The 21,433-nt window shown below is 66.6% G+C and carries 16 protein-coding genes; 10 read left to right on the top strand and 6 right to left on the bottom strand.

The genetic code is table 11. The features are described from left to right. The first annotated feature begins 290 nt into the window (after window positions 1-290). Complete coding sequence (locus F2P45_RS27940) at window positions 291-2,117, top strand: phosphoethanolamine transferase (RefSeq protein WP_166881490.1); 1,827 nt, start codon at window positions 291-293, stop codon at window positions 2,115-2,117. After that, window positions 2,114-2,392 (top strand): hypothetical protein, encoded by a 279-nt coding sequence (locus F2P45_RS27935; RefSeq protein ID WP_166881489.1) that lies wholly within the window; start codon window positions 2,114-2,116, stop codon window positions 2,390-2,392. The genes F2P45_RS27940 and F2P45_RS27935 overlap by 4 nt, the downstream gene beginning before the upstream one ends. Here the strand turns inward: F2P45_RS27935 and F2P45_RS27930 are convergent. Further along, entirely contained in the window at window positions 2,384-4,003 is a 1,620-nt protein-coding gene (locus F2P45_RS27930) for a MutS-related protein (RefSeq protein WP_229505337.1), read from the bottom strand. The genes F2P45_RS27935 and F2P45_RS27930 overlap by 9 nt on opposite strands. Window positions 4,004-4,222: 219 nt before the next feature. On the opposite strand from F2P45_RS27930, the gene F2P45_RS27925 reads away from it, so the two are divergent. The 8 genes from F2P45_RS27925 to F2P45_RS27890 all read left to right on the top strand — a co-directional run bounded on the left by F2P45_RS27925 (window position 4,223) and on the right by F2P45_RS27890 (window position 15,087). Further along, on the top strand, window positions 4,223-5,491 hold the full coding sequence (locus tag F2P45_RS27925; protein ID WP_166881488.1) for an efflux RND transporter periplasmic adaptor subunit: 1,269 nt from the start codon (window positions 4,223-4,225) through the stop codon (window positions 5,489-5,491). 22 nt (window positions 5,492-5,513) lie between these two features. Beyond that, entirely contained in the window at window positions 5,514-6,230 is a 717-nt protein-coding gene (locus F2P45_RS27920; protein WP_166881487.1) for an ABC transporter ATP-binding protein, read from the top strand. A 9-nt stretch (window positions 6,231-6,239) separates the two neighbouring features. Beyond that, the gene (locus tag F2P45_RS27915) at window positions 6,240-7,553 is read left to right on the top strand and encodes an ABC transporter permease (RefSeq protein ID WP_166881486.1); all 1,314 of its coding nucleotides are present in this window, start codon (window positions 6,240-6,242) and stop codon (window positions 7,551-7,553) included. A gap of 17 nt (window positions 7,554-7,570) precedes the next feature. Then, window positions 7,571-8,809, top strand: coding sequence for an ABC transporter permease (locus tag F2P45_RS27910; RefSeq protein WP_166881485.1), 1,239 nt, complete (start codon window positions 7,571-7,573; stop codon window positions 8,807-8,809). A gap of 25 nt (window positions 8,810-8,834) precedes the next feature. After that, window positions 8,835-10,163 carry a sigma-54-dependent transcriptional regulator gene (locus tag F2P45_RS27905; protein WP_166881484.1) on the top strand — a complete coding sequence of 443 codons (1,329 nt, stop codon included), beginning with the start codon at window positions 8,835-8,837 and terminating at the stop codon, window positions 10,161-10,163. 9 nt (window positions 10,164-10,172) lie between these two features. Then, on the top strand, window positions 10,173-11,507 hold the full coding sequence (locus tag F2P45_RS27900; RefSeq protein ID WP_166881483.1) for a sensor histidine kinase: 1,335 nt from the start codon (window positions 10,173-10,175) through the stop codon (window positions 11,505-11,507). Between the two features lie 51 nt (window positions 11,508-11,558). Further along, complete coding sequence (locus tag F2P45_RS27895; RefSeq protein ID WP_166881482.1) at window positions 11,559-12,332, top strand: spermine/spermidine synthase domain-containing protein; 774 nt, start codon at window positions 11,559-11,561, stop codon at window positions 12,330-12,332. A 277-nt stretch (window positions 12,333-12,609) separates the two neighbouring features. Next, a complete protein-coding gene (locus F2P45_RS27890) occupies window positions 12,610-15,087 on the top strand; it encodes a TonB-dependent receptor plug domain-containing protein (RefSeq protein ID WP_166881481.1) in 2,478 nt (825 codons plus the stop codon). A gap of 50 nt (window positions 15,088-15,137) precedes the next feature. Here the strand turns inward: F2P45_RS27890 and F2P45_RS27885 are convergent, their stop codons facing one another. The 5 genes from F2P45_RS27885 to F2P45_RS27865 form a co-directional block, all read right to left on the bottom strand. Continuing rightward, on the bottom strand, window positions 15,138-15,920 hold the full coding sequence (locus F2P45_RS27885; protein ID WP_229505341.1) for a DUF817 domain-containing protein: 783 nt from the start codon (window positions 15,918-15,920) through the stop codon (window positions 15,138-15,140). Between the two features lie 175 nt (window positions 15,921-16,095). Further along, window positions 16,096-17,625 carry a hypothetical protein gene (locus tag F2P45_RS27880; protein ID WP_166881479.1) on the bottom strand — a complete coding sequence of 510 codons (1,530 nt, stop codon included), beginning with the start codon at window positions 17,623-17,625 and terminating at the stop codon, window positions 16,096-16,098. Then, a complete protein-coding gene (locus tag F2P45_RS27875; RefSeq protein WP_166881478.1) occupies window positions 17,622-19,577 on the bottom strand; it encodes a DUF4175 family protein in 1,956 nt (651 codons plus the stop codon). Before F2P45_RS27875 ends, F2P45_RS27880 begins: the two co-directional genes overlap by 4 nt. Beyond that, entirely contained in the window at window positions 19,561-20,544 is a 984-nt protein-coding gene (locus F2P45_RS27870) for a BatA domain-containing protein (protein ID WP_166881477.1), read from the bottom strand. The genes F2P45_RS27875 and F2P45_RS27870 overlap by 17 nt, the downstream gene beginning before the upstream one ends. Continuing rightward, a complete protein-coding gene (locus F2P45_RS27865) occupies window positions 20,541-21,428 on the bottom strand; it encodes a DUF58 domain-containing protein (RefSeq protein WP_166881476.1) in 888 nt (295 codons plus the stop codon). Before F2P45_RS27865 ends, F2P45_RS27870 begins: the two co-directional genes overlap by 4 nt. Window positions 21,429-21,433 lie beyond the last annotated feature (5 nt).

Genomic DNA, 21,433 nt, shown 5'->3' with positions numbered 1-21,433 from the left:
GTTTCCGCCATTGCCGCCCACAATTTTTTACGCGAGACAGTGCGACTTCACTATTAAGAATGTAAAGTTAACATTCTCCCGAAAGAAACGATTCGTCGCCCCACATAATGAACTTCAGAACAATATCATTATAACAAAGCTTTATTCAATTTATAAAATGCCGCCCCCGTCGTCGCCGATCGCAAGGCGCCGCTGGCCGCCACTCCTGCGCGTGTGCGAATTCGAATATTTGGCAGCGAGAATGAAAAACCCCGGATAATGGCCAATTTCGCCGGCCCCACCTTTCCCTGATGCGACACTTGCTGCGCCCCGCCCCGCTGTACCTGCTGCTGACCTACGCGGCGCTGTCCGCCATCCCCTTCTTTCCCATGCTGCTGGGCAAACGGCTCGACCGTCCGTGGCAGGTGCTCGGCATCGAAGCGGTGGCGTGGGTGGCGGTGTGGGCGCTGTTCAAGCGTCCCGCCTGGTTCCACTGGTTGCTGATTCCCGCCTTCCTGGCGCTACCGACCGAGCTCTACCTGTTCAGTTTCTACGGCCAAAGCATTTCCACCCATCACCTGGGCATCATTGCCGAGACCAGTCCCAAGGAAGCGCTGGAGTTTCTCGGCAAGACGGTGTGGCTGATGCTGGCCGTCATGGCCGCCGTCATCGCCTGGTGGGTCACCTCCTTCCAGGCGGCCCGCCGCGCGCGCGACCTCGACTGGGACGACGGCTCGCGCTGGCTGACCCTGGGCCTGCTGGCCATCGGCGCCGGCCTGTGGGCCTACGGCCACGAATTCGGCGTCGCCCCGCGCGCCCCCGCCACCAGCGCGGCGCCCGCCGCCGGCAAGGCGCCCGCCAGCGCCAGCAAGGCCGGCGCCGGCGCCGCCTGGACAGGCTGGAAGTCCGCGCCCCTGCCGCACTGGGCCGTGCTACCGCTCGAATTCGGCGCCTTCGCGCAAACCTGGCCCTTCGGCATCACCGCGCGCGGGGTCGACTTCTATAAAGAACGCAAGCACCTGGCCTCACTGGTCCAGCGCAACAGCCATTTCCGCTTCGGCGCGCACCAGGCCGCGCCCGACACCGAGCCCGAGATCGTGGTGATGGTGCTCGGCGAATCGTCGCGCTTCGACCGCTGGAGCCTGAACGGCTACGCGCGCGAGACCAATCCCCTGCTCGGAAAAGAAACCAAGCTGGTGACCCTGCCCGACGTGGTCACCTCGGTCTCTGCCACGCGCCTGTCGGTACCGGTGATCATCTCGCGCAAACCGGCCACCCAGAGCCTCAAGGACGGCTTCGCCGAAAAATCCTTCCTGACCGCCTACAAGGAAGCCGGCTTCAAGACCTACTGGCTGTCGAACCAGATCTCGTTCGGCGAATTCGACACGCCGGTGTCGGTGTTCGCCAAAGAGGCCGAGGTGATCCAGTTCCTCAACCTGGGCGGCTTTACCAACAGCTCGAACTTCGACGAGATCCTGTTCGACCCGCTGCGCAATGCCATCGCCGACCCGGCCCCGAAAAAACTGATCGTGCTGCACTCGCTGGGCAGCCACTGGAACTACAGCCAGCGCTATCCCAAGCAGTTCGACCGCTGGCAGCCATCGCTGTTCGGCATCGACAAGCCGGTCTACAGCAACCCGGCGCTCAAGACGCAGCTCAATAACAGCTACGACAGCACGATTCTGTATACCGACTGGTTCCTGGCCAGCGTGATTGGGCAGCTCAAGGCGTCGCAGCAGCGCAGCGCCATGCTGTACGTGTCCGACCATGGCCAGGCGCTGTACGACAACAGCTGCAAGCTGGCCTTCCACGGCCACAATACCCAGTACGACTTCCACGTGCCGGCGCTGCTCTGGTATTCCGACCAGTACCAGGCGCGCTATCCGGGCAAGGTGGAACAGCTGCGGCGCCACCGGGGCGCGCGCCTGGCGACCGAGAACATGTTCCACACCCTGCTCGACCTGGCCGACATCCGCTATCCGGGCGAACGCCTGGAATGGAGTTTCGTCAATCCCGGCTTCCGGCAGCACAAGCGCTACGTCGATAGCTACGGCTGGAGCGACTATGACAACGCCACCTTCAAGGGCGACTGCCGCGAAGTGATCGACAAGGGCACGCCGCTCAAGCGCGACAAATGAAGAAATTCATCGGCATCAGCCTGCGGCTCGTGTTCTGGTACCTCGCCGTCAGCGCGCTCGCCACCGGCCTGTCGCTGCTGATCGCGCCCCCCAATGCGTTTTTTCCCTTGTCCTACACCCTGATCTGCGCTCCCATCATGCCGTGGCTGTGGATCGGCGACCTGCTCGACGGGCGGCGCGTCATGGCCAGCGTGCTGTCGCTCGGCCTGTTTTCGGTCGCCTTCGCCCTGGCGGCATGGCGCACCCTGCGCAAGCCTGCCGGGCCGCTACCCTGACACGGGGCTGCCGGCCAGCACCCCGTCGCAATCGCCCGGATGCGCCAGATAGCCGTCGAGCCAGTCGAACACCCTGCCCGCGCGTTCTTCGATGGCGCTGCCGAAACCGCGTTGCGCCAGCAGGGCGATGCCGTTGGTATGGGCCAGCACGCCGGGTTCCAGCACCAGCCGCCCGGCGCCGTCGAGCCGCACGCACAGGGGCGCGAGCCGTTGCGCCAGCAGGGACGCCAGCACCAGGTTGTGCGACGACACCAGCACCAGCCCCCTGGCCGCCAGCACATCGAGCACCGCGGCGGCGGCCGACACCGATTCGAGGTGATTGGTGCCCCTGAAAATCTCGTCGATGATGCAAATGCCCGGATGCGGCCCGTCCGCCGCCGCCAGCAGTTCCTGCGCGCGCCGCAGTTCGGCCATGTACAGGCTCTCGCCGCCGAACAGCGAATCCTCGCTCTGCATGCTGGTGTAGACCGGCAGGTCCGGCACCCTGGCCTTTTGCGCATAGCAAAAGCCGAACGCCCGCGCCGTCACCAGGTTCACTCCCACGGTGCGCAGCAAGGTGCTCTTGCCGATGCCGTTCTGGCCCGAAATGAAGGCGCCGCCGCCGGCCAGGCTGACCGACAGCGCCTGCGCCCGCGGCAGCAGCGGATGCACGGTCCCTTCCAGCGCCAGCGCGCCGTGCGCATGCCGTTCGGCCCAGCACAGGGCCGGTGCTTCAAGCAGATGGCGCGCCAGCGCGATATCGGCTTCCAGCTCGCCCACCCGCGCAAAGCACGCGCGCAAAAAATCCAGATGGCCATGCACCAGCCGCACGCCCTTGTAGTAATGGTTCACATTGTCGAGCATGAACCAGTCCAGGTAAGTGCGCGCGCCGGGCGTCATCATCACCATGGGCGGGCGCGAAAGCTGGCGATTGAGCTTGCCCGCCGCCGCCGCCGGTGCGGCGAACGGCAGCAGCAGCGCATCGTCGCGCGCGCCCAGGATGCTGGAGGTGCGCAGCAGCATCTGCAGCGCGTTCATCGAACGGTCCCACTCGTCCACCCGTTCGTAGTAGCGCATCTGGGTGCTCATTAACAGGTAGGCCACCACGCCGGTGGCCAGCCACGCGGCCGGCGTGACGATGACGGCGGCGATCGACGCCAGCAGCAGGATCGGCAGCGGCCAGGTCTTCCCCACCCACCAGGGCACGGGCGGCGCGGCGTCGTCGAACAGCAAGGTGGCGATCTCCTGTTCCGCATGGCGCAGCGAGGTGCAGTCGCGGTGCAGCGCGGCCAGGCGCGCCGGGTCGCGCATCAATGCGCGCACCCGCTCGCCCACCGCGGCGCAAGCCTCATCGTCCAGCCCTGCACGCAGGCGCCGGTACAGCACCTGCTGGCCGAAGATGCTGACCTCTTTCGATAACTGCGCGCGGTAGGCATCGAGCAGGAGGTCTTTCCAGGTGGCGTCGTCGAGTGCCCCGCGCGCGGGGTCGGAACAGAGCCGGTGCAGCTGCGCCACGTCGCTGGCGACGAAACCATAATCGACCGGCTCCCTGTCGGGAATCATCAGCAAAGCACGCAAGTGGCTTACCAGCAGCACCCACAGGGCGGACAACTTCGAGACGAACGCGGACATACTGCCTTTCTGGTCTGGCGGCACGGAGCGCGCGGCCTGCCTGCAAGATGTGGATTAATTAACAAAATGCAAGTCGCCACTGTCCGGCGCCTGTCCATACGCATTGTCCGGACAGCGCGGACAGCCTTCTGGCCGGGCGTAAAAACCATATGAATCAGTTACTTAAGGCATGGCACGCTTCCTGCATTAATGTTGTCATTTACTGTTCAGACAACCACCATGATCCGAGATACCTCTTCCCAGGACGCCACCATCAGCGCGCCGCCCGCGCACAAGGCCAAGCGCCGCATCCTCGCCGCCGCACTGGTGCTGGGCGCGCTGGGCGGCGCGGCCCTGCTGCTGTCGGCCTGGCGCGCCAGCGAGCATGCGGTCAGCGCGGCGCGCCTGCGCGTGGCCGAAGTCACGCGCGGCACCCTGGTGCGCGACGCCTCGGTCAACGGCCGCGTGGTGGCCGCCGTCAGTCCCACCCTGTACGCCACCGCGCCGGCCACGGTCACGCTCAAGGTGGCCGCCGGCGACACGGTCAAGAAGGGCCAGGTCCTGGCGCTGCTCGAATCGCCCGACCTGTCGGACGCGCTCAAACGCGAGCAATCGAGCTACCAGCAGCTCGAAGCGGAAGTGGCGCGCCAGCGCATCCTGGCCAAAAAGCAGAAGCTGCTGGCCCAGCGCGAAGCCGACACCGCCGAAATCGACCGCCTGTCGGCCCAGCGCACCCTGGAACGCTACGACAGCGTGGTCCAGGAAGGCATCATCGCCAAGATCGACTACCAGAAAGCGAAGGACGCGCTCAACTCGGCCGGCATCCGCGCGCGCCACGCCTCGCAGGCGGCCACGCTGGAAGGCGACGATGTCGGCCTGGCGCTGCAAACCAAGCTGGCCGAACTCGATCGCCAGCGCCTGTCGATGGCCAACGCCCAGCGCCGCGTCGATGAACTGTCGGTGCGCGCGCCGGTCGATGGCTTCATCGGCACCTTGTCGGTGCAGAACCGCAGCGTGGTGGCGGCCAATGCGGCCCTCATGACCTTGGTCGACCTGTCGCGCCTCGAAGTCGAACTCGAAGTCCCGGAAACCTACGTCGACGACATGGGCCTGGGCATGAGCGCCGACATCGCGCTCGGCAACGCCACCGCCAGCGGCAAGCTCTCGGCCCTCTCGCCCGAAGTGGTCAAGAACCAGGTGCTGGCGCGGGTGCGCTTCGACGGCGCCCAGCCCAAGGGCCTGCGCCAGAGCCAGCGCGTCAGCGCGCGCCTGCTGATCGAAGAAAAGCGCGACGTCATCCTGCTGCCGCGCGGCCCCTTCGTCGAGAGCGAAGGCGGGCGCTTCGCCTATGTCGTGCAGGGCGGCGAGGCGGTGCGCACTCCGATCAGACTGGGCGCGACCAGCGTGTCGTCGGTTGAAATCCTGAGCGGCCTGAAACCGGGCGACAAGGTCGTCATCGCCGGCACCGACACCTTCGCCAACGCGGCCCGCGTCTCCATCACGAATTGAACTTCAACCAGAGGAACTTCCCATGCTGCGCATGACCAACCTGAGCAAGGTGTACCGCACCCACATGATCGAAACCCACGCGCTGCGCGGCTTCGAGATCCACGTCGCCCCGGGCGAATTCGTCACCGTCACCGGCCCGTCCGGCTCGGGCAAGACCAGTTTTTTGAACATCGCCGGCCTGCTCGAAGAATTCACCGACGGCGAGTATGTGCTCGACGGCGTCAACGTCAAGGGCATGGACGACAACGCCCGCTCGCGCCTGCGCAACGAAAAACTGGGTTTCATCTTCCAGGGCTTCAACCTGATTCCCGACCTGTCCCTGTTCGACAACGTCGACGTGCCGCTGCGCTACCGCGGCTTCAACGCCGCCGAACGCAAGGAGCGCATCGAAGACGCGCTTTCCAAGGTCGGCCTGGCCTCGCGCATGAAGCATTATCCGGCCGAACTGTCGGGCGGCCAGCAGCAGCGCGTGGCGATCGCGCGCGCGCTGGCCGGCTCGCCCAAGCTGCTGCTGGCCGATGAACCGACCGGCAACCTCGATACGCAAATGGCGCGCGGGGTGATGGAACTGCTCGAAGAAATCAACGCCCAGGGCACCACCATCCTGATGGTCACCCACGACCCCGAACTGGCGGTGCGCGCGCAGCGCAATGTGCACATCATCGACGGCCAGGTGTCGGACCTGGTGCGCACGCCGTCCACCCTGGCCGGCGCCAAAGCATCCGGCCAGGCCGCATAAGGAGCATCCATGTTTTCGTACTATCTTCTGCTGGGCATCCGCAGCCTGCGCCGCAATCCCGCGCTGACCGCGCTGATGGTGCTCACCCTGGCCATCGGCGTGGCCGCCAGCGTCTCGACCCTGACCATCCTGCACGTCATGTCGGGCAATCCGATTCCGCAAAAAAGCGAACGCCTGTTCGTGCCCCGGGTCGACAACGGCCCGAGCGAAGGCTTCAATCCCGAGGACGAAGACCGCAGCGACCCGCAGGCCAGCTACACCGACGCCACCAATTTCCTCAAGAGCGGCCAGGGCGAACGGCGCACTGTGCTGTACGGCGTCTCCACGCCGCTCGAGACCGAGCGCCGCGACCTGGCCGTGATGTCGGTCAAGGGCATCGCCGTGACGCGCGACTTTTTCGCCATGATGGACGTGCCCTTCCTGCACGGCCAGGCCTGGACCGACGCCGACGAACGGGCAGCGGCCGATGTGGTCATCCTCAGCCAGGCGCTGGCCGAGAAGCTGTTCGGCGCGGTCGACCCGGTCGGCAAACGGATACGCCTGAAGGACACGCAGTTCCAGGTGGTGGGCGTGCTCAAACCCTGGCTGCCGGTACCCAAGTTCTATCGCCTGATCGGCAGCGGCGCCTTCGGCGACGAAGACGAGATCATGCTGCCGTTCGCCACCGCGATCCGGCACGAGACGGGCCCGGAAGGCAGCGTCAGTTGCCGTGGCCGCGCGGAGCCCGGATGGCAGGGCTTTCTCGATTCCGAATGCACCTGGCTGCAGGTCTTCTTCGAGACCAAAACCGCCGCAGGACGCGCCGAGCTGCAGGATTACCTCGACAACTACGCCGCCGAACAGCGCAAGCTGGGGCGCCTCAAGCGCAAGCAGCCAAACCGCCTGTACGACGTCATGCAGTGGCTCGAATTTCGCAAGGTGGTGGCCAACGACAGCCGCCTGGCGGCCTGGCTGGCCTTCGGCTTCCTGCTGCTTTGCCTGGTCAACACCGTCGGCCTGCTGCTGGCCAAATTCTCGGTGCGCGCCTCCGAGGTCGGCATCCGGCGCGCGCTGGGCGCCTCGCGCAAGGAGATCTTCCGCCAGTTCCTGACCGAGACCGCCGTCATCGGCCTGGCCGGCGGCCTGCTCGGACTGGTGCTGGCCTTCGGCGCGCTGGCCCTGATCCGCATGCAGTCGAAGGAGCTCAACGCCATCGCCAACATGGACTGGCGGATGCTGGGCATGACCTTCCTGATGGCGCTCGGCGCCGCCATGCTGGCCGGCCTGCTGCCGACCTGGCGCGCCTGCCAGGTCACGCCCGCCATTCAACTCAAATCGCAGTAACTTACGAAAGACCCGTCATGGAAATCCGTCCCATCCTGTCAGCGCTCATGCGCAGCAAAACCGGCGCCATCCTGGTGGCGCTGCAAGTGGCCATCAGCCTGGCGATCCTCACCAACGCGCTGCACATCGTGAGCGTGCGCCAGGAAGTGGCGGCGCGCCCGAGCGGCATTGCCGACGAGGGTAAGGTGTTCTACCTGCGCATCCGCCATCTGGTCGAAGGCAGCCACGAGGAGCAGCTGGCGCGCCAGGAGCTTGAAACCAGGGCCTTGCGCGCCATCGGCGGTGTTACCTCGATGGCGTTTGCCAGCCAGGCGCCGATGTCGCAGTCCGGCTGGACCACCAGCCTGGCCAACTCGCGCACGTCACGCAAAGACAGCGCTCCCGCCTCGCTGTATTACACCAGCGATTCGCTGGTCAAGACCTGGGGGCTGAACCTGGCGGAAGGACGCGACCTGATGCCGGCCGATGTGGTCGACATCGACGGCAATACCTCGCCCGACGAACTGTTTCCCAAGTCCGTGCTCGTTACCAAGGCGCTGGCCGCCGCGCTGTGGCCGGGCTCGACCCAGGCTGTCGGCAAGACCGTCTATTTCGGCACCGGGGCGGAGGCCAACGCCGCCACCGTGATCGGCGTGATCGAAACGCTGCAAACCCAGAGCGCGGAAGTGGCGCCGCGCGGCGCCTACGCGCTGATCGTCCCGATGCGCAAGTCATTCGGCGCCACCATGTTCGCGGTGCGCGCCGAGGCCGGGCAGCGCGAGCGCGTCATGAAGGAAGCGGAAGCGGCCATGCGCGCCAGTAACCAGGGCCGCGCCATCATCACCATGAAAACCGTCGACGAGCACCGCAAGGAACGCTACCGGGCCGACATGGCGCTGTCGTGGATGCTGATCGCGGTCAGCGCGCTGCTGCTGCTCATTACCGCCAGCGGCATCGTCGGCATGGCCAGCCTGTGGGTCACCCAGCGCCGCAAGCAGATTGGCGTGCGGCGCGCGCTGGGGGCGCGCCGGGTCGACATCCTGCGCTACTTCATCACCGAGAACTTCATGATCACCAGCGTGGGCGTGGCCTGCGGGGTGGCGCTGTCGGCCGCGCTGAACCAGCTGCTGGTGACCCAGCTCGAGATGGCGCGCCTGCCGCTGGCCTACCTGGTGGTGGGCGCGGGCGTGTTCTGGGTGCTCGGCATGGCGGCGGTGTACGGGCCGGCCTGGCGCGCCGCCTCGATCTCGCCGGCCACTGCCACCCGCAGCGTCTGACGGTTACGATGGTATGCTAGCGCCCATGCCTACTGTACTGATCATCGACGACAACGCCGCCGTCGCCATCGCACTCGATGTCCTGTTTTCGCTGCACGACATCGGTGCGCTGAGCGCCACCTCTCCCGAAGCAGGCCTGGCCATCCTGGAACATACCAGCGTGGACCTGGTCATCCAGGACATGAATTTTTCGGCCGACACCACTTCGGGCGAGGAAGGCACGGCGCTGTTTCGCGACATCCGCCGGCGCCACCCCGACCTGCCGGTGATCCTGCTGACCGCCTGGACCCACCTGGACGCGGCGGTCGACCTGGTCAAGTCGGGCGCGGCCGATTATCTGTCCAAGCCCTGGAACGACAACCGCCTGATCGCCACGGTGACCAACCTGATCGAACTGGGGCAGGCCAACCGCTCGCTGCGCCAGCGCGTGCAGCAGGAGCGGCGCGTGCGGCGCGACCTGGAACAGGGCTTCGACCTGCGCGGCATGGTGTGGCAGGACGCCGCCACCGAACGTGTGCTGCACCTGGCCTGCCAGGTGGCGCGGGCCGACGTGCCGGTGCTGATCAGTGGTCCCAACGGCACCGGCAAGGAACGCATCGCCGAGATCATCCAGGCCAATTCGCTGGTGGCCGGCGGCCCGTTCGTGGTGCTCAATTGCGGCGCGCTGCCGGCCGAACTGATCGAGGCCGAACTGTTCGGCGCCGAAGCGGGCGCCTACACCGGCGCCTCGCGCGCGCGCGAAGGCAAGTTCGAAGCGGCCGACGGCGGCACCCTGTTTTTGGATGAAATCGGCAACCTGCCGCTGGCCGGCCAGATGAAGCTCTTGCGGGTGCTCGAAACCGGGCGCTTCGAGCGCCTTGGATCGAACCGCGAACGCCAGGTCAAGGTGCGCGTGATCAGCGCTACCAACGCCGACCTGGGCGCGATGATCCGCGCCGGCACCTTTCGCGAAGACCTGTTCTACCGCCTCAACGTGATCGAGCTGCGCCTGCCGGCGCTGGCGGCGCGCCCGGCCGACATCTTGCCGTTGGCTAGCAGTTTTCTGGCGCGCGGCAAAAGCCTGCACCACTGCGCCCAGGCCGCGCTGCTGGCGCACGCCTGGCCCGGCAATGTGCGCGAACTCAAAAACGTGATGGCGCGCGCCAGCCTGCTGGCCGCCGGCGACATCATCAAGGCCGCCGACCTGGGGCTGCCGGTCACGGTTGCGGCAAGCGTCGAAGTGGAGCCGGATCGCGACGCCATCGTGCAGTCCATGGCGCGCGCCAACGGCGTGGTGGCGCAGGCTGCGGCCGACCTGGGCCTGTCGCGCCAGGCGCTGTACCGGCGCATGGAGCGGCTCGGGATCGCGCGCTAGCCGATGCGCATGTCACCGCGCTTGTCGCTGCGCCTTTCGCTCATGACGCGCTGCTCCATCCTGGTCGGCGCCCTGCTGGCCCTCGGGATCAGCATCGCGCTGGGACTGGACTCCCTGCTGCCGGGGCGCGCGCCGCTGGTGCTGGCCCTGTCGCTGGCCTGCGTGGTGCCGGTCGCGGTGATCGCCCTGCGCGCCCAGATCCGTCCGATCCTGTCTTTGTTCCGCGCGCTTGAAGGCACGGTGACCAGCTACAAGGACGGCGACTTTTCCTTCAGCCTGCACTGGCCGCGCAACGACGAACTGGCCGACCTGGTGGCGGCCCACAACGCGCTCGGCAACGTGCTGCGCGAACAGCGCCTGGCGCTGGTGCAGCGCGAACTGCTGCTCGATACCATGGTCCAGAACACGCCGGTGGCGATGCTGCTGGTCGACGACGCGGCGGGCAGTCCCGGCGCCATCGTCTACGCCAACCTGTCGGCGCGCCAGATGCTGGGCGAAGGCCGCAAGCTCGAAGGCCACCGCCTGTCCGACATCCTCAGCCAGGCCTCGCCGGCGCTGGTGGACGCGCTGGCGCGCGGTGGCGACGGCTTGTTTTCCGCCGGCGACGGCGAGGAAGAAGAGGTCTACCACCTGGCGCGCCGCAGCTTCAGCCTGAATGGCCGCAAGCATGAATTGCTGCTGCTGCGCCAGCTGACCCACGAACTGCGACGCCAGGAAGTGCAGACCTGGAAAAAGGTCATCCGCGTCATCAGCCACGAATTGAATAATTCGCTCGCGCCCCTGACCTCCCTGGCCCACTCGGGCGCGGAGCTGGTGCGGCGCGGCCAGACCGAGCGCCTGCCGCAAATCCTGGAAACCATCGAAGAGCGCACGCGCCACCTGGAGAGCTTCATCCTCGGCTACGCGCGCTTCGCCAAGCTGCCCTCGCCGCGCATGGAACGATGCCCATGGCCCGCTTTTGTCGAGCAACTGGCGTCGCAGGTGACGCTGACGGTAGCCGGCGCCTTGCCGCTTGAAGCGGCCCGCTTCGACCCGGCCCAGATGGAGCAGGCCTTGCTCAACCTGCTCAAGAACGCCCACGAATCGGGCTCGCCGGCGGGCGAGGTGGCGCTGCGGGTGCGCCAGGCGCACGGCAGCTTGCGCATCGAGGTGATGGACCGCGGCCAGGGCATGAATGACGCGGTGCTGACCAATGCGCTGGTGCCGTTCTACTCCACCAAGCGCAGCGGCACCGGCCTGGGCCTGGCGCTGGCGCGCGAAATCGCCGAAGCGCACGGCGGACGCATCACGCTCGGCAACCGCGACGGCGGCGGCCTGACGGTGACCCTGATCCTGCCCGCGTAATCAGCGGCGGGCAAATGGTAAGATCGCGCTTCCACTTCTTCTCCGCGCGCGATGTCCGACACACCCACTTCCACCCGTTTCGACGCACCCGGCCACCCGCCGGCCACCATCACCGAATTCAAGGGCGTGCGCTTCCTGCACCTGGGCACCTCGTGGGTGCAGGGCGCCATGCGCCTGGCCAAGCCGGACAACATCGAGCTCGAATACGTGCAGATGATGATGATGTGGATGCTCTTCCTCGACAATCCGAAACACATCGTCCAGCTGGGACTGGGCAGCGCGGCCCTGACCAAGTTCAGTTACCAGCGCTTCCCGCAGGCGCGGGTGACGGTGGCCGAACTCAATCCCAACGTGATCGACGTCTGCCACGCGCATTTCGGCCTGCCGCCGAACGACGCGCGCCTGGACGTGCGCCAGATGGATGCGATGGATTTCGTGCTCGATCCGGCCAATCACGGCAAGGTCGACGTGCTGCAGGTGGACCTGTACGACGAAGACGCGCGCGGCCCGGTGCTCGATTCGCCCGAGTTCTACCAGGCCTGCATGGACTGCCTGTCCGACGACGGCATCATGACCACCAATGTGTTCGGCGACTTTGCCAGCTACGACAAGAACCTGCAGAACATGGAACTGGTGTTCGATGCGGTGGTGTGGCTACCCGAAGTGCATGACGCGAACATCATCGTGGTGGCGTTCAAGCGCGCGCCGTCGATCGATTTTTCGGTGTTGTACGAGCGCGCGGGGGCCATCAAGAAGAGCATGAACCTGCCGGCCAAGAACTGGGTGACAGGTTTGAAAGGCTGGATGCAGGACCAGCAGGGATAAGAACCGGCGCCGTTCTACCGAGGCAGGTTCTAAGCATATAACGTGAGCGCATAAGTGATGCGCGCGCGCGGTGTACGTAGTCGAGATTACAGCCTTTTGTAGGTACAAGCACTACATTTTGCTGCGGATTGCTGCCATTGCACGCATTTACAACACTCTCACATGACTCGTTGCACGTCGCAAAACTCGTCAGGTAGTATCGTTTTCACATTGGCTGGCCCCACGAGGGTGTGTCCAGTGAATTCCCTAAAAATGAAAACGACAACGAGACATCTACATGACGAATACCCCAGGCAGCCCGCACCTCAAACGCACCTTGCTCGCATCGGCGCTCCTGCTCGCGCTTAACAGCACCTACGCGCAGCAGGGCGCAGCTCCAGCCGCCCGCAGCGGCGAAGACAGCCCCGCTTCCGTCGTAATCCTCGGCTCGCGCTCGACCGCCAAGACCTCGCTCGATACCGCCGCGCCGGTCGGCCTGATCAACATCAAGGACATGCAGACCGCCGGCCCGCTGGAACTGGGCAAGCTGCTGCAAACCCTGGACCCGTCGTTCAACTTCACCTCGACGTTTATCAGCGACGGCACCGACATCATCCGCCCTGCGACCCTGCGCGGCCTCGGTCCCGACCAGCTGCTGGTGCTGGTTAACGGCAAGCGGCGCCACCAGCAGGCACTGGTCAATGTGCAGCAAACCATCGGACGCGGCTCGGCCGGTACCGACATCAACGCCATTCCGCTGTCGGCCATTCACCACATCGAAGTGCTGCGCGACGGCGCGGCGGCCCAATACGGTTCGGACGCCATCGCCGGCGTGATCAACATCGTCCTCAAGAAGCAGACCAACGAGACGCAATTGAGCAGCAGCATCGGCACCACCTCGGAAGGCGACGGCGACCTGATCTCCGGCAGCGCCAACACCGGCTTCAAGCTGGGCGAAAGCGGCTACCTGAATCTGTCGGTCGAAGGCCGCCGCCGCAACGAAACCAACCGCGCCGGCGTCGACTCCGAGCGCGTCAATCCGCCACGCGTGACCCAGCGCATCGGCGACAGCCTGGCCAAGGACGCCTACCTGTGGTGGAATGCGGGCCTGCCGATCGACGACAGCAGCGAGTTCTATGCCTTCGGCGGCATCTCCAAGCGTACCGGCGACTCGGCGGGCTTTTTCCGCTCGCCTGGCGACGGCCGCACCGTGCCGGCCGTGTACCCGAACGGCTACCTGCCGAACATCATGACCACTGTGAAGGACGCCTCGTTCGCCGTCGGCTACAAGCGCGACCTGGCCAACGAATGGAAGTTCGACGTGAGCGTGAACCACGGCCGCAGCGAACTCGGTTTCCATGAACGCAATTCGATCAACGTCAGCTACTGGTACGAACCGAAACCGGGTGGCGGCATCTACGCCGAATCGCCGCTCGAAGCCGACACCGGCAAGCTCAAATTCAACCAGACCACCTTCAATGCCGACATCCGCGGCCCGCTCAAGTTCGGCGACCGTACCGTGCAGCTGGCGACCGGATTCGAGTACCGCAGCGACAACTACGCGATCGAAGCGGGCGACCCGGTCTCGTACCAGTACGGCCGCACCAACAACCCGGCCATCAAGATCTTCGACCAGGTCGGCGGCATCGCGGCATCGGGTGCGCAAGGCTTCCCGGGCTACACGCCGGGCACCGAAGTGGACCAGGGCCGCCACAACATCGCCATGTACCTCGATGCGGAACACAACATCACCGAAAAGCTGCTGGTCGCGGCCGCGGTGCGCTTCGAAAAATACTCGGACTTCGGTAACACGACGACCGGCAAATTGAGCATGCGCTACGACCCGACGCGCCAGTTCGGCCTGCGCGGCAGCGTTTCGACCGGTTTCCGCGCACCGAGCGTGCAGCAGAAGTTCTACAGCTCCGTCTCGACCAACCTCAATTCGGCCGGCGTGCTGACCGAAACGCTGACCGCGCGTGAAGGCAGCGCCGTCACGCGCGCCTTCGGCATCTCGCCGCTCAAGGAAGAGACCTCGAAGAGCGCCAGCATCGGCATGATCCTGCGCCCGATGCCCAACTTCTCGGTCACCGCCGACTTGTACCGCATCGACATCGACGACCGCATCGTCTTCTCGAGTAACATCGCGCCGGAATCGGGTAACTGCGTACCGGCCTCCAAGTGCCCGGTCAAGTCGATCCTCGATCCGCTCAAGGTCGGCCAGGCCCAGTTCTTCACCAACGCGATCGACACCACCACGGACGGCCTGGACATCGTGGCCGAGCACACCACCAAGTGGCCCGGCTCGACCCTGGTGCTGTCGGGCCAGATGGGCTTTAACAAGACCGAAGTCAAGAACCGCAAATCGCAGTCGCCGGTGCTGACCGGCGCCCAGCTGTTCGACGACGCCCAGGTGACCCTGATCGAACGCGGCCAGCCGCGCAAGAAGCACGTGATCGCCGCCGACTACACGAACGGCGCATGGAACGTGAACACCCGCGCCAACTACTACGGCGCAGTGCAGGGCCAGGGCTTCACCGCCCCGTTCATCCAGACCTGGGAAGCCAAATGGCTGGTCGACATGTCGCTGCGCTACTCGTTCACCAAGAAGCTCAGCGCCTCGTTCGGCGTGAACAACCTGTTCGACACCTACCCGACCGAGTGGGACAAAACCCGCGCCGCACCGTTCCCGCAACTGGGCTTTACCCGCTGCTGGGAAACCTGCCCGATCGGCATCAACGGCCGTCAGATGTACGCGAAGGTTGACTGGGCTTTCTAAGCCGGTTCACGTTGCATGAACAGGCCACGCCGGCGACGGCGTGGCCTTTTTTATGCCGGCACGTGAATCCGCGCCTTGATGTGCTTGAGGTTGACGATGATCGTAAACGTCATCACCACCAGCAAAGACCACGAACTCCACTTCCCGACGTGCACCATCGACCACGCGCCAAGCTGGTTGGGGTACTTCCAGATGCCGAAGAAGGTGCTGAGGTTTTCGGCCAGCCAGATGAAAAAACCGATCAGCACGAACGCCAGCAGCAAGGGCATGCGGCGTTCGACGTCGAGCGGGCGGAAGATGACGCACGAGCGCGCATACAGCCCGAGCGCGCATGCCGCCACATACCAGCGATAGTCGCCGATGTAGTGGTGCGTGAAGAAATTGACGTAGATGAGGAGTGCGATCACCACCCCCATCCAGAACGGCGGGTGATGCTCGACGCGCAGGTCGAACAAGCGCCACGCCTGAATGATGTAGCTGCCGACGGCCGCGTACATGAATCCCGAGAACAGCGGCACGCCGAAGACCTTTGTCCAGGCAAAGTCCGGATACGACCATGACTGGATCGCGCCGGAGGTCTTGAACACCTCCAGCGCAAAGCCGATCAGGTGGAACAGGGTGATGGCCTTGAGTTCATCGAGCGTCTCCAGCCGCGACCAGATCATCGCCCCCTGGATGGAGAGGGCCACGATCAGCAGCACGTCGTAGCGCGCCACGCCCCACAAGCCGGTACGCGGCACCAGGAACACCGCCGCGAAGAACAGCCCGGCGAACAGGCAGGCGCGCGCTTCCTTGATGCCGAAGTAGAGAAACTCCACCGCAAAGCGCGTCATGCCGGTGAGCCCGGGCCGCGCGTGAAACCCCAGCAGATGCGCATCGAGCGCGCTTGGGCGCAAGGAAAACAGCCGTGACAGGATATGGGCGGCCATGCGGACAAAACTCCAGGGTGAAGGGGGGCGGGCAGATTGGCAACAGCATCTTAACCGAAGTCGTGAACTTGCCAAGCCGTCAGCGCCGCTCGCGCCACCACAGCAGCAGCATCGCCGCCGCAAACAGCAGCGCGAACGGCCACGCCGGCAGCGGCGCCATGCCCGCCGCCGCGGCAACCGGCGTGCGCGCGGCGTAGCGCGCCGTGGCCTCGCGCCGCTGCGCCTTCTGCCACAGCGGCCAGTCGGCCTTGTCGTACACGTACAGCTTGCCCGCGACCGGCTTTTCGCCCCGCGTTTCCATCGCCAGCCAGCCGGCCTTGCGCGGCCACACGGCCACGCAGGAGGCGTCGGCCTTGTCCGGGCGGCGCTGCCAGGCGAGCGTCTGTTTCAGTTGCGGGAAGGTGACGTTGCCCTGCACGCCGAGCGCGCACACTTCCAGGCGCCGGCCGGGCAGCGGCATCTCTTGCGGGTCGAGCCAGGCCACATCCTGTGCGCGCTCGATGCCGGCGCGGTCGAGCACACCCTGCCACCACAGGCCAAGCGCCTGCGGCTCGCTGATCGCGTAGCGGTGCCAGTCGGCCACGCCAAGCCAGACGATGCGGCCCTTTTCCCACGGCCGCGTCCAGATGCGGTCACCCGCCGCACGCCATTGGCCCAACGTCCCGGCCGGATTGAGCGGGCTTGATGCCAGTGCCAGCGGCGTGCCGGAAGGCCGGGCCTCGGCCTGCTCGCGCAGTTCCAGCTGCACGGCGCGCGACCACAGCTGCTTGTCCTGCGCATTGGCCGCCAGGATCACCAGCGGCGTGCCTGCCGCCACCTGCGCCAGCAGCGCCGCGCGCGCGCCGTCGCCCAGGCGCTCCACGTGGGCGGCGTCGGCCACCAGCAAATTGGGCTGCGTGAGCGCGCTACGCGGCGACTCGTTGCGGGTCACGGTTTTGCCCAGCACGACCTGCCAGTCGAGCGCCGCATGGCTGTTGACCAGCAGTTCATTGAGCGTGCGCGCATCGAACGATGGTGCGCCGAAGCGCCCCACCACTTGCAGCGGCACCTGCGCCGATACCGAAAACGGCACAGGCCCCTGCGCCAGCACCTTGCCGCTGGCGTCGAGCATGCGCGCGCTGAGCACCAGCGTTTCGGCCACCGGCGGCAGCCACTGCACCGTCAGCACCGCGCCGTTGCCGGCAACGTCCGCAAGCACCTGCTTGTTCTCGGCCAGCAGTTGCAGGCGCCAGTTCGATGCCTGGCTGCGGCGCACGGTCAGCGCGAACATGCGCCCCAGCGTCAGCTCACGCGGAAAATCCAGATGCAGCACCTCGCTGCTGGGCGCCTCCCAGAGCAAGGGCCGCGCCGGCAGGTCGTGCCACTGGGCGGCGGACAGGCCGTCGCCGGCAAGCCGCACCGCCGCCGCCTCGTTCAGGTCGATCGCTTCGGCGTCGGAGTCGATCGACAGTGTCCCACCCACCCCCGCCGGCAGCTTGAAGTCGCCGACGATCACGCCCAGCGCCGCAGCGGCCAGCAGGATCAGCAAGGCGTCGACCCACTGGCGCCGCCACAGGTAGACGGCGGCGCTGCCGGCGCCGATCAGGAAAATCAGGCCTGCGGCAATCATCGTGGGACTTCCTTGCGCAGCGCGCGGGTGAATGGGGTTTGCGGGGCGGGTTTGGCCTGTAACAGCACCGGCGCCCGGGTGATGGCGCCGCGCAGCCAGGCGCGCAGCACCGGGCGGCACGTGGCGCAGCCGTCCGCCACATCCTGCACGGCGCGCTGCGCTTCGAGGCGCTGTTCGTCGCTGGCGATGCGTTCGCGAATCCACTCGTGCGCGCCGCGGCTCCACAGGGCGGGCAAGGCGCCATCGCCATCGAGCGCTTCGATCAGGCGCCGCAGCTCGTCGGGAATCGGCACCGCCGCCGTGCCCTGCTCGCGGCGGTAGCTTTTGGTGCCGGCAACGTCGCCGGTCATGCGGATCTCTTCCTTGAGCGGCGGCGGCACAAAGGCCGTTTTGTGCAGGTAGATGCGGTCGGCCTGCTGCAACTGCTTGATCGCCTCAAGCGCCTTGTGCTCGGGCGCAAGCGCGGTTTTCGGCGTGATGGCGCGCAGGGCCTTTTCGGCGTCCCACATCGCGCTCAGGGCGCGCCGCAGGATCTTCTTGGTCGACTCGTCGAACAGGGTCGCGTTTTCGGCCTGGTCGTGCGTGTGGCCGAATTCGGCGACCACGTCGTGTTTTTCATCGTCGTCGTGATGCTCTTCCCCGCCGAACAGGGTCGACTCTTCGCCCAGGAACTGGCCGTAGCGGCGCCGCAGCTGGGCCTGGTCGTCGGCGATGGATTCGCTGCGCGCACGCACCGTGGCCGGGTTCATGCCTGGCGCGGCCTTCAGGTCGGCCAGCAGTTGTTCGGTGTCGATGATGATCTGGCGCTGGCTGCGCAGGTTCTCGGGCTTGACCAGCATCGGCTGCGCCGACGACTCGTCGCCCTCTTCCACCGGTCCGGGCAGGCGCAGGGTGTAGGTCGGCGAGACGGTGGTGTGCGGCCGTTCGGCGTTGTCGGTCGCGCGCACGAAGAAATACAGTTCGTCGCCCGGCTCCATGCCCAGTTCGGCCAGCGTCCACTGCTTGTGCCAGTTGCGCGTGCGCGGGTCGCTGGACTCAGGCAGCGGCAGTTCGCGGTCGCTGAAGCGGATGTTCTCGCCGCTGCCGCGCGCCAGGGTCAGGTGCAGGGTGGCGCGCCGTACCTGGTAATCGTCGCGCACCGCCAGCGTGATGGTGGCGCTGGCGGCATCCGGGGCGAGCGTGTGGATCATCTCGCGCGGCGCGGACAAGGTGACTTCGGGCGCCTGGTCGGCAATGACGCGCAGCTTGTAGCGCGCGCCGCGCCAGCGCCAGAACACCGATTCGGTCGCGGTCCAGCGCGCGCACTCGCGGCCGATCTTGAGCGACTGGCCGTCGCTCAGCTCAATTGGCGTATCGACCGGCTGCGGCGCGCGCAGGCACCATTCCACGACACTGTGCTCGGGCACCTGCAACTCACGCGGCGCGCCCTCGGATTTGGCGACACCGGTATATTTGGGCGGCGTCACGCGCACGGTAATCTCGCTGGTCTGCTTTGCAATCAGGGCTTTCACTTCGTGCGGCGTGGGCGGCACGGCTTCCACCAGTCGCCATGCGAACAAGGCCAGCGCCGCGCACACGCTTAACGCGACCCAGCGCGCATCGAAGCGCACGCGTTCCCTGGCGATGGCCGCCAGCACGTCGTCGGTGAGCGTGGTGGCGATGCGCGCCAGCAGGCGGCGGCGCTGGAGCTGGCCGATGGCGCTGGTGGCGCCGGCCAGCAGCGCGGTGCTGTCTTCCAGCGCGGGCACGGTGGCATCGATCCAGCCGGTCCAGTCGCGATCTACGCGGGAGAACAGGCGCCGGCCATCCCAGGCCGTCCACACACCCCACGCCACGACGCCAGGAAGCGACTGCAGCAGCACCCAAGGCAGGATGGCCGCGATCCACAGCGGCGCTCGCCGGCGGACGGCGGCGAGCCGCAAGCGGACAAGGATGTCAGCGTCGGCTTGCATGGGCCAGTATCCGTTCCATGGCAAAGAGCCCGAGCAGCACGAGCGTCAGCAGGTAGCGCAAGGCGCCGCTCGACTGCGCCGGCGCAGCCGTGGCTGTGGCTGCGATCGTTTGCGATGGCATGGTGTAGGGCAGCGGCGCATAGTGCAGCCGCTGCCAGTGTTCGAACAGGCCGCGTGCGGCATCAGGGGCGAGCGGCGGCCAGCTCGCCGCCGTCCAGACGCGCCCACGCACGCTGGATGCACAGGCAATGCCGTCGACCTGCGGCGCTTTGCCGAGTTCCGGGAACGCCTTGACGTCGGCGGCCCACCAGAGCGGCGCGCGCAGGCCGGCGGGCGGCGTTTGCGGCACGTCCCAGATCACCAGTTCAGCCGCGCCTTCAGGCGTTTCGTCGACCTTGTAGCGGCGCGGGCCGTCGAGCGCGGCGAACAGGGCGCGCCACTGCGCCGCGCGCTTGCTGACGACGACCACGCGCTGTTCGGTCCTGGCAAAGGCCGGCGCCCTGCTGCGCACCTCGATCTGGTGGCGCGAGCGTGGCGGCACGGCGGGCATGGGCACGTTGCCTAGCACCAGCAGGCGCGAACCGGAGCGCCATTCGCGGTCGTGGCGCGCCAGCCAGGCAAAGGGATCGTCGCCCGGCACCGCGATCCAGCTGGCGTCGTAAAAGCCGGCCTGCCTGATCTGGCGCTCGGCCCAGTCGCTATCGGTACCGGCGGGGATCAGTACCGCGTCGCGCCGCCACGGCAGCACCAGGTCGGCCAGCCAGGCCAGGACGGCGACGATCAGCAGGCAGCGTACCAGCAGCAGCAGGCGCTCGGTCCAGCGCCAGACGCGTAGTTGCTGCGGATCGGTACGCGGCAGGAAGCGCGCGGTGGCCAGCGGCTCCTGCTGGACGCGCTGGCGCCGCTGGCGGTGCCACAGCACCGGCAACGCCAGCAGGGCCAGTCCCAGCCACCAAAGCGCAGTCATGCGCGCGCACCCCGGCGCAACCAGGTGCGCAGCACGGCGGGCAAGGGATCTTCGATGCAAGTGGCCAGCACCGCAATATCGTTGTGACGGCACTGCGCCAGCATGCGCTCGACATGTTCGTCGCGGTTCTTGCGGTACACGCCGACCGTATCGGGTGCGAAGCGGAACACGCCGTCGGCGTTTTCGGGATCGCGCCAGATTGAATCGGCAGGAAAACTGGCGTCGCACTCGGCGCGCGTTTGCAGGCACAGCATGCGCACGTCGTGGCGCATGCGGCGCAGTCGCAGCAGGGCTTCGGCCTGGCTCGAAGGCCAGTCGAGAAAATCGCTGGCGGCGAACACCAGGCTGGGTGAGCGCACGAACGGCATGCTGGCGCGCAGGGTCTCGCTATCGGGCAGCATGCCGCCCGCTTCGATGCGCTGCAATTGCGCCAGCACGCGCTGCATCTGGCGCGGACCGCGCGCGGCGGGTGTGAACTGCACGCGCTCGCCGTTGCAGATGACCAGGCCAAAGGCGTCGCCCTGGCGCTGGGCGATGGCGGCGATGCAGGCCAGGATGGTGCGCGCGTACCACAGTTTGTCGAGGCCGGACACACCGCTGCGGCTCGGCTCCGCCATCGATGCGGTGGCGTCCAGCCAAAGCCAGACTGCCACGTGGCTGTCGCGCTCCGCTTCGCGCACATAGTAACGGTCGGCGCGAGCCAGAAGCTTCCAGTCGATGCGGCGCCATTCGTCGCCGGGCGCATAAGCGCGGTACTCGGAAAATTCGACGCCGGCGCCGCGCTCACGGCCCGCATGAATGCCGTGACCGAGCCCCGCCAGCACATGGCGGATGATCAGGTTCAGGTCATTGGTGTGCGCGAGCAGCGCGGACGTCGACAGCATGCGAT

The sequence above is a fragment of the Massilia mucilaginosa genome (assembly GCF_011682145.1).
GTDB classification, from domain to species: domain Bacteria; phylum Pseudomonadota; class Gammaproteobacteria; order Burkholderiales; family Burkholderiaceae_D; genus Telluria_A; species Telluria_A mucilaginosa.
Note: the sequence above shows the minus strand (reverse complement) of the source record. Positions and strands in the feature narration are given on the sequence as shown.

Bases quoted from the DNA above. Each gene is read 5' to 3' on its own strand.
- F2P45_RS27930 (WP_229505337.1), bottom strand. From the start codon at position 4,003: ATGTCCGCGTTCGTCTCGAAGTTGTCCGCCCTGTGGGTGCTGCTGGTA.
- F2P45_RS27865 (WP_166881476.1), bottom strand. From the start codon at position 21,428: ATGCTGTCGACGTCCGCGCTGCTCGCGCACACCAATGACCTGAACCTG.
- F2P45_RS27920 (WP_166881487.1), top strand. From the start codon at position 5,514: ATGCTGCGCATGACCAACCTGAGCAAGGTGTACCGCACCCACATGATC.
- F2P45_RS27915 (WP_166881486.1), top strand. From the start codon at position 6,240: ATGTTTTCGTACTATCTTCTGCTGGGCATCCGCAGCCTGCGCCGCAAT.
- F2P45_RS27905 (WP_166881484.1), top strand. From the start codon at position 8,835: ATGCCTACTGTACTGATCATCGACGACAACGCCGCCGTCGCCATCGCA.
- F2P45_RS27940 (WP_166881490.1), top strand. From the start codon at position 291: ATGCGACACTTGCTGCGCCCCGCCCCGCTGTACCTGCTGCTGACCTAC.
- F2P45_RS27870 (WP_166881477.1), bottom strand. From the start codon at position 20,544: ATGACTGCGCTTTGGTGGCTGGGACTGGCCCTGCTGGCGTTGCCGGTG.
- F2P45_RS27875 (WP_166881478.1), bottom strand. From the start codon at position 19,577: ATGCAAGCCGACGCTGACATCCTTGTCCGCTTGCGGCTCGCCGCCGTC.
- F2P45_RS27900 (WP_166881483.1), top strand. From the start codon at position 10,173: ATGTCACCGCGCTTGTCGCTGCGCCTTTCGCTCATGACGCGCTGCTCC.
- F2P45_RS27890 (WP_166881481.1), top strand. From the start codon at position 12,610: ATGACGAATACCCCAGGCAGCCCGCACCTCAAACGCACCTTGCTCGCA.
- F2P45_RS27935 (WP_166881489.1), top strand. From the start codon at position 2,114: ATGAAGAAATTCATCGGCATCAGCCTGCGGCTCGTGTTCTGGTACCTC.
- F2P45_RS27885 (WP_229505341.1), bottom strand. From the start codon at position 15,920: ATGACGCGCTTTGCGGTGGAGTTTCTCTACTTCGGCATCAAGGAAGCG.
- F2P45_RS27925 (WP_166881488.1), top strand. From the start codon at position 4,223: ATGATCCGAGATACCTCTTCCCAGGACGCCACCATCAGCGCGCCGCCC.
- F2P45_RS27910 (WP_166881485.1), top strand. From the start codon at position 7,571: ATGGAAATCCGTCCCATCCTGTCAGCGCTCATGCGCAGCAAAACCGGC.
- F2P45_RS27895 (WP_166881482.1), top strand. From the start codon at position 11,559: ATGTCCGACACACCCACTTCCACCCGTTTCGACGCACCCGGCCACCCG.
- F2P45_RS27880 (WP_166881479.1), bottom strand. From the start codon at position 17,625: ATGATTGCCGCAGGCCTGATTTTCCTGATCGGCGCCGGCAGCGCCGCC.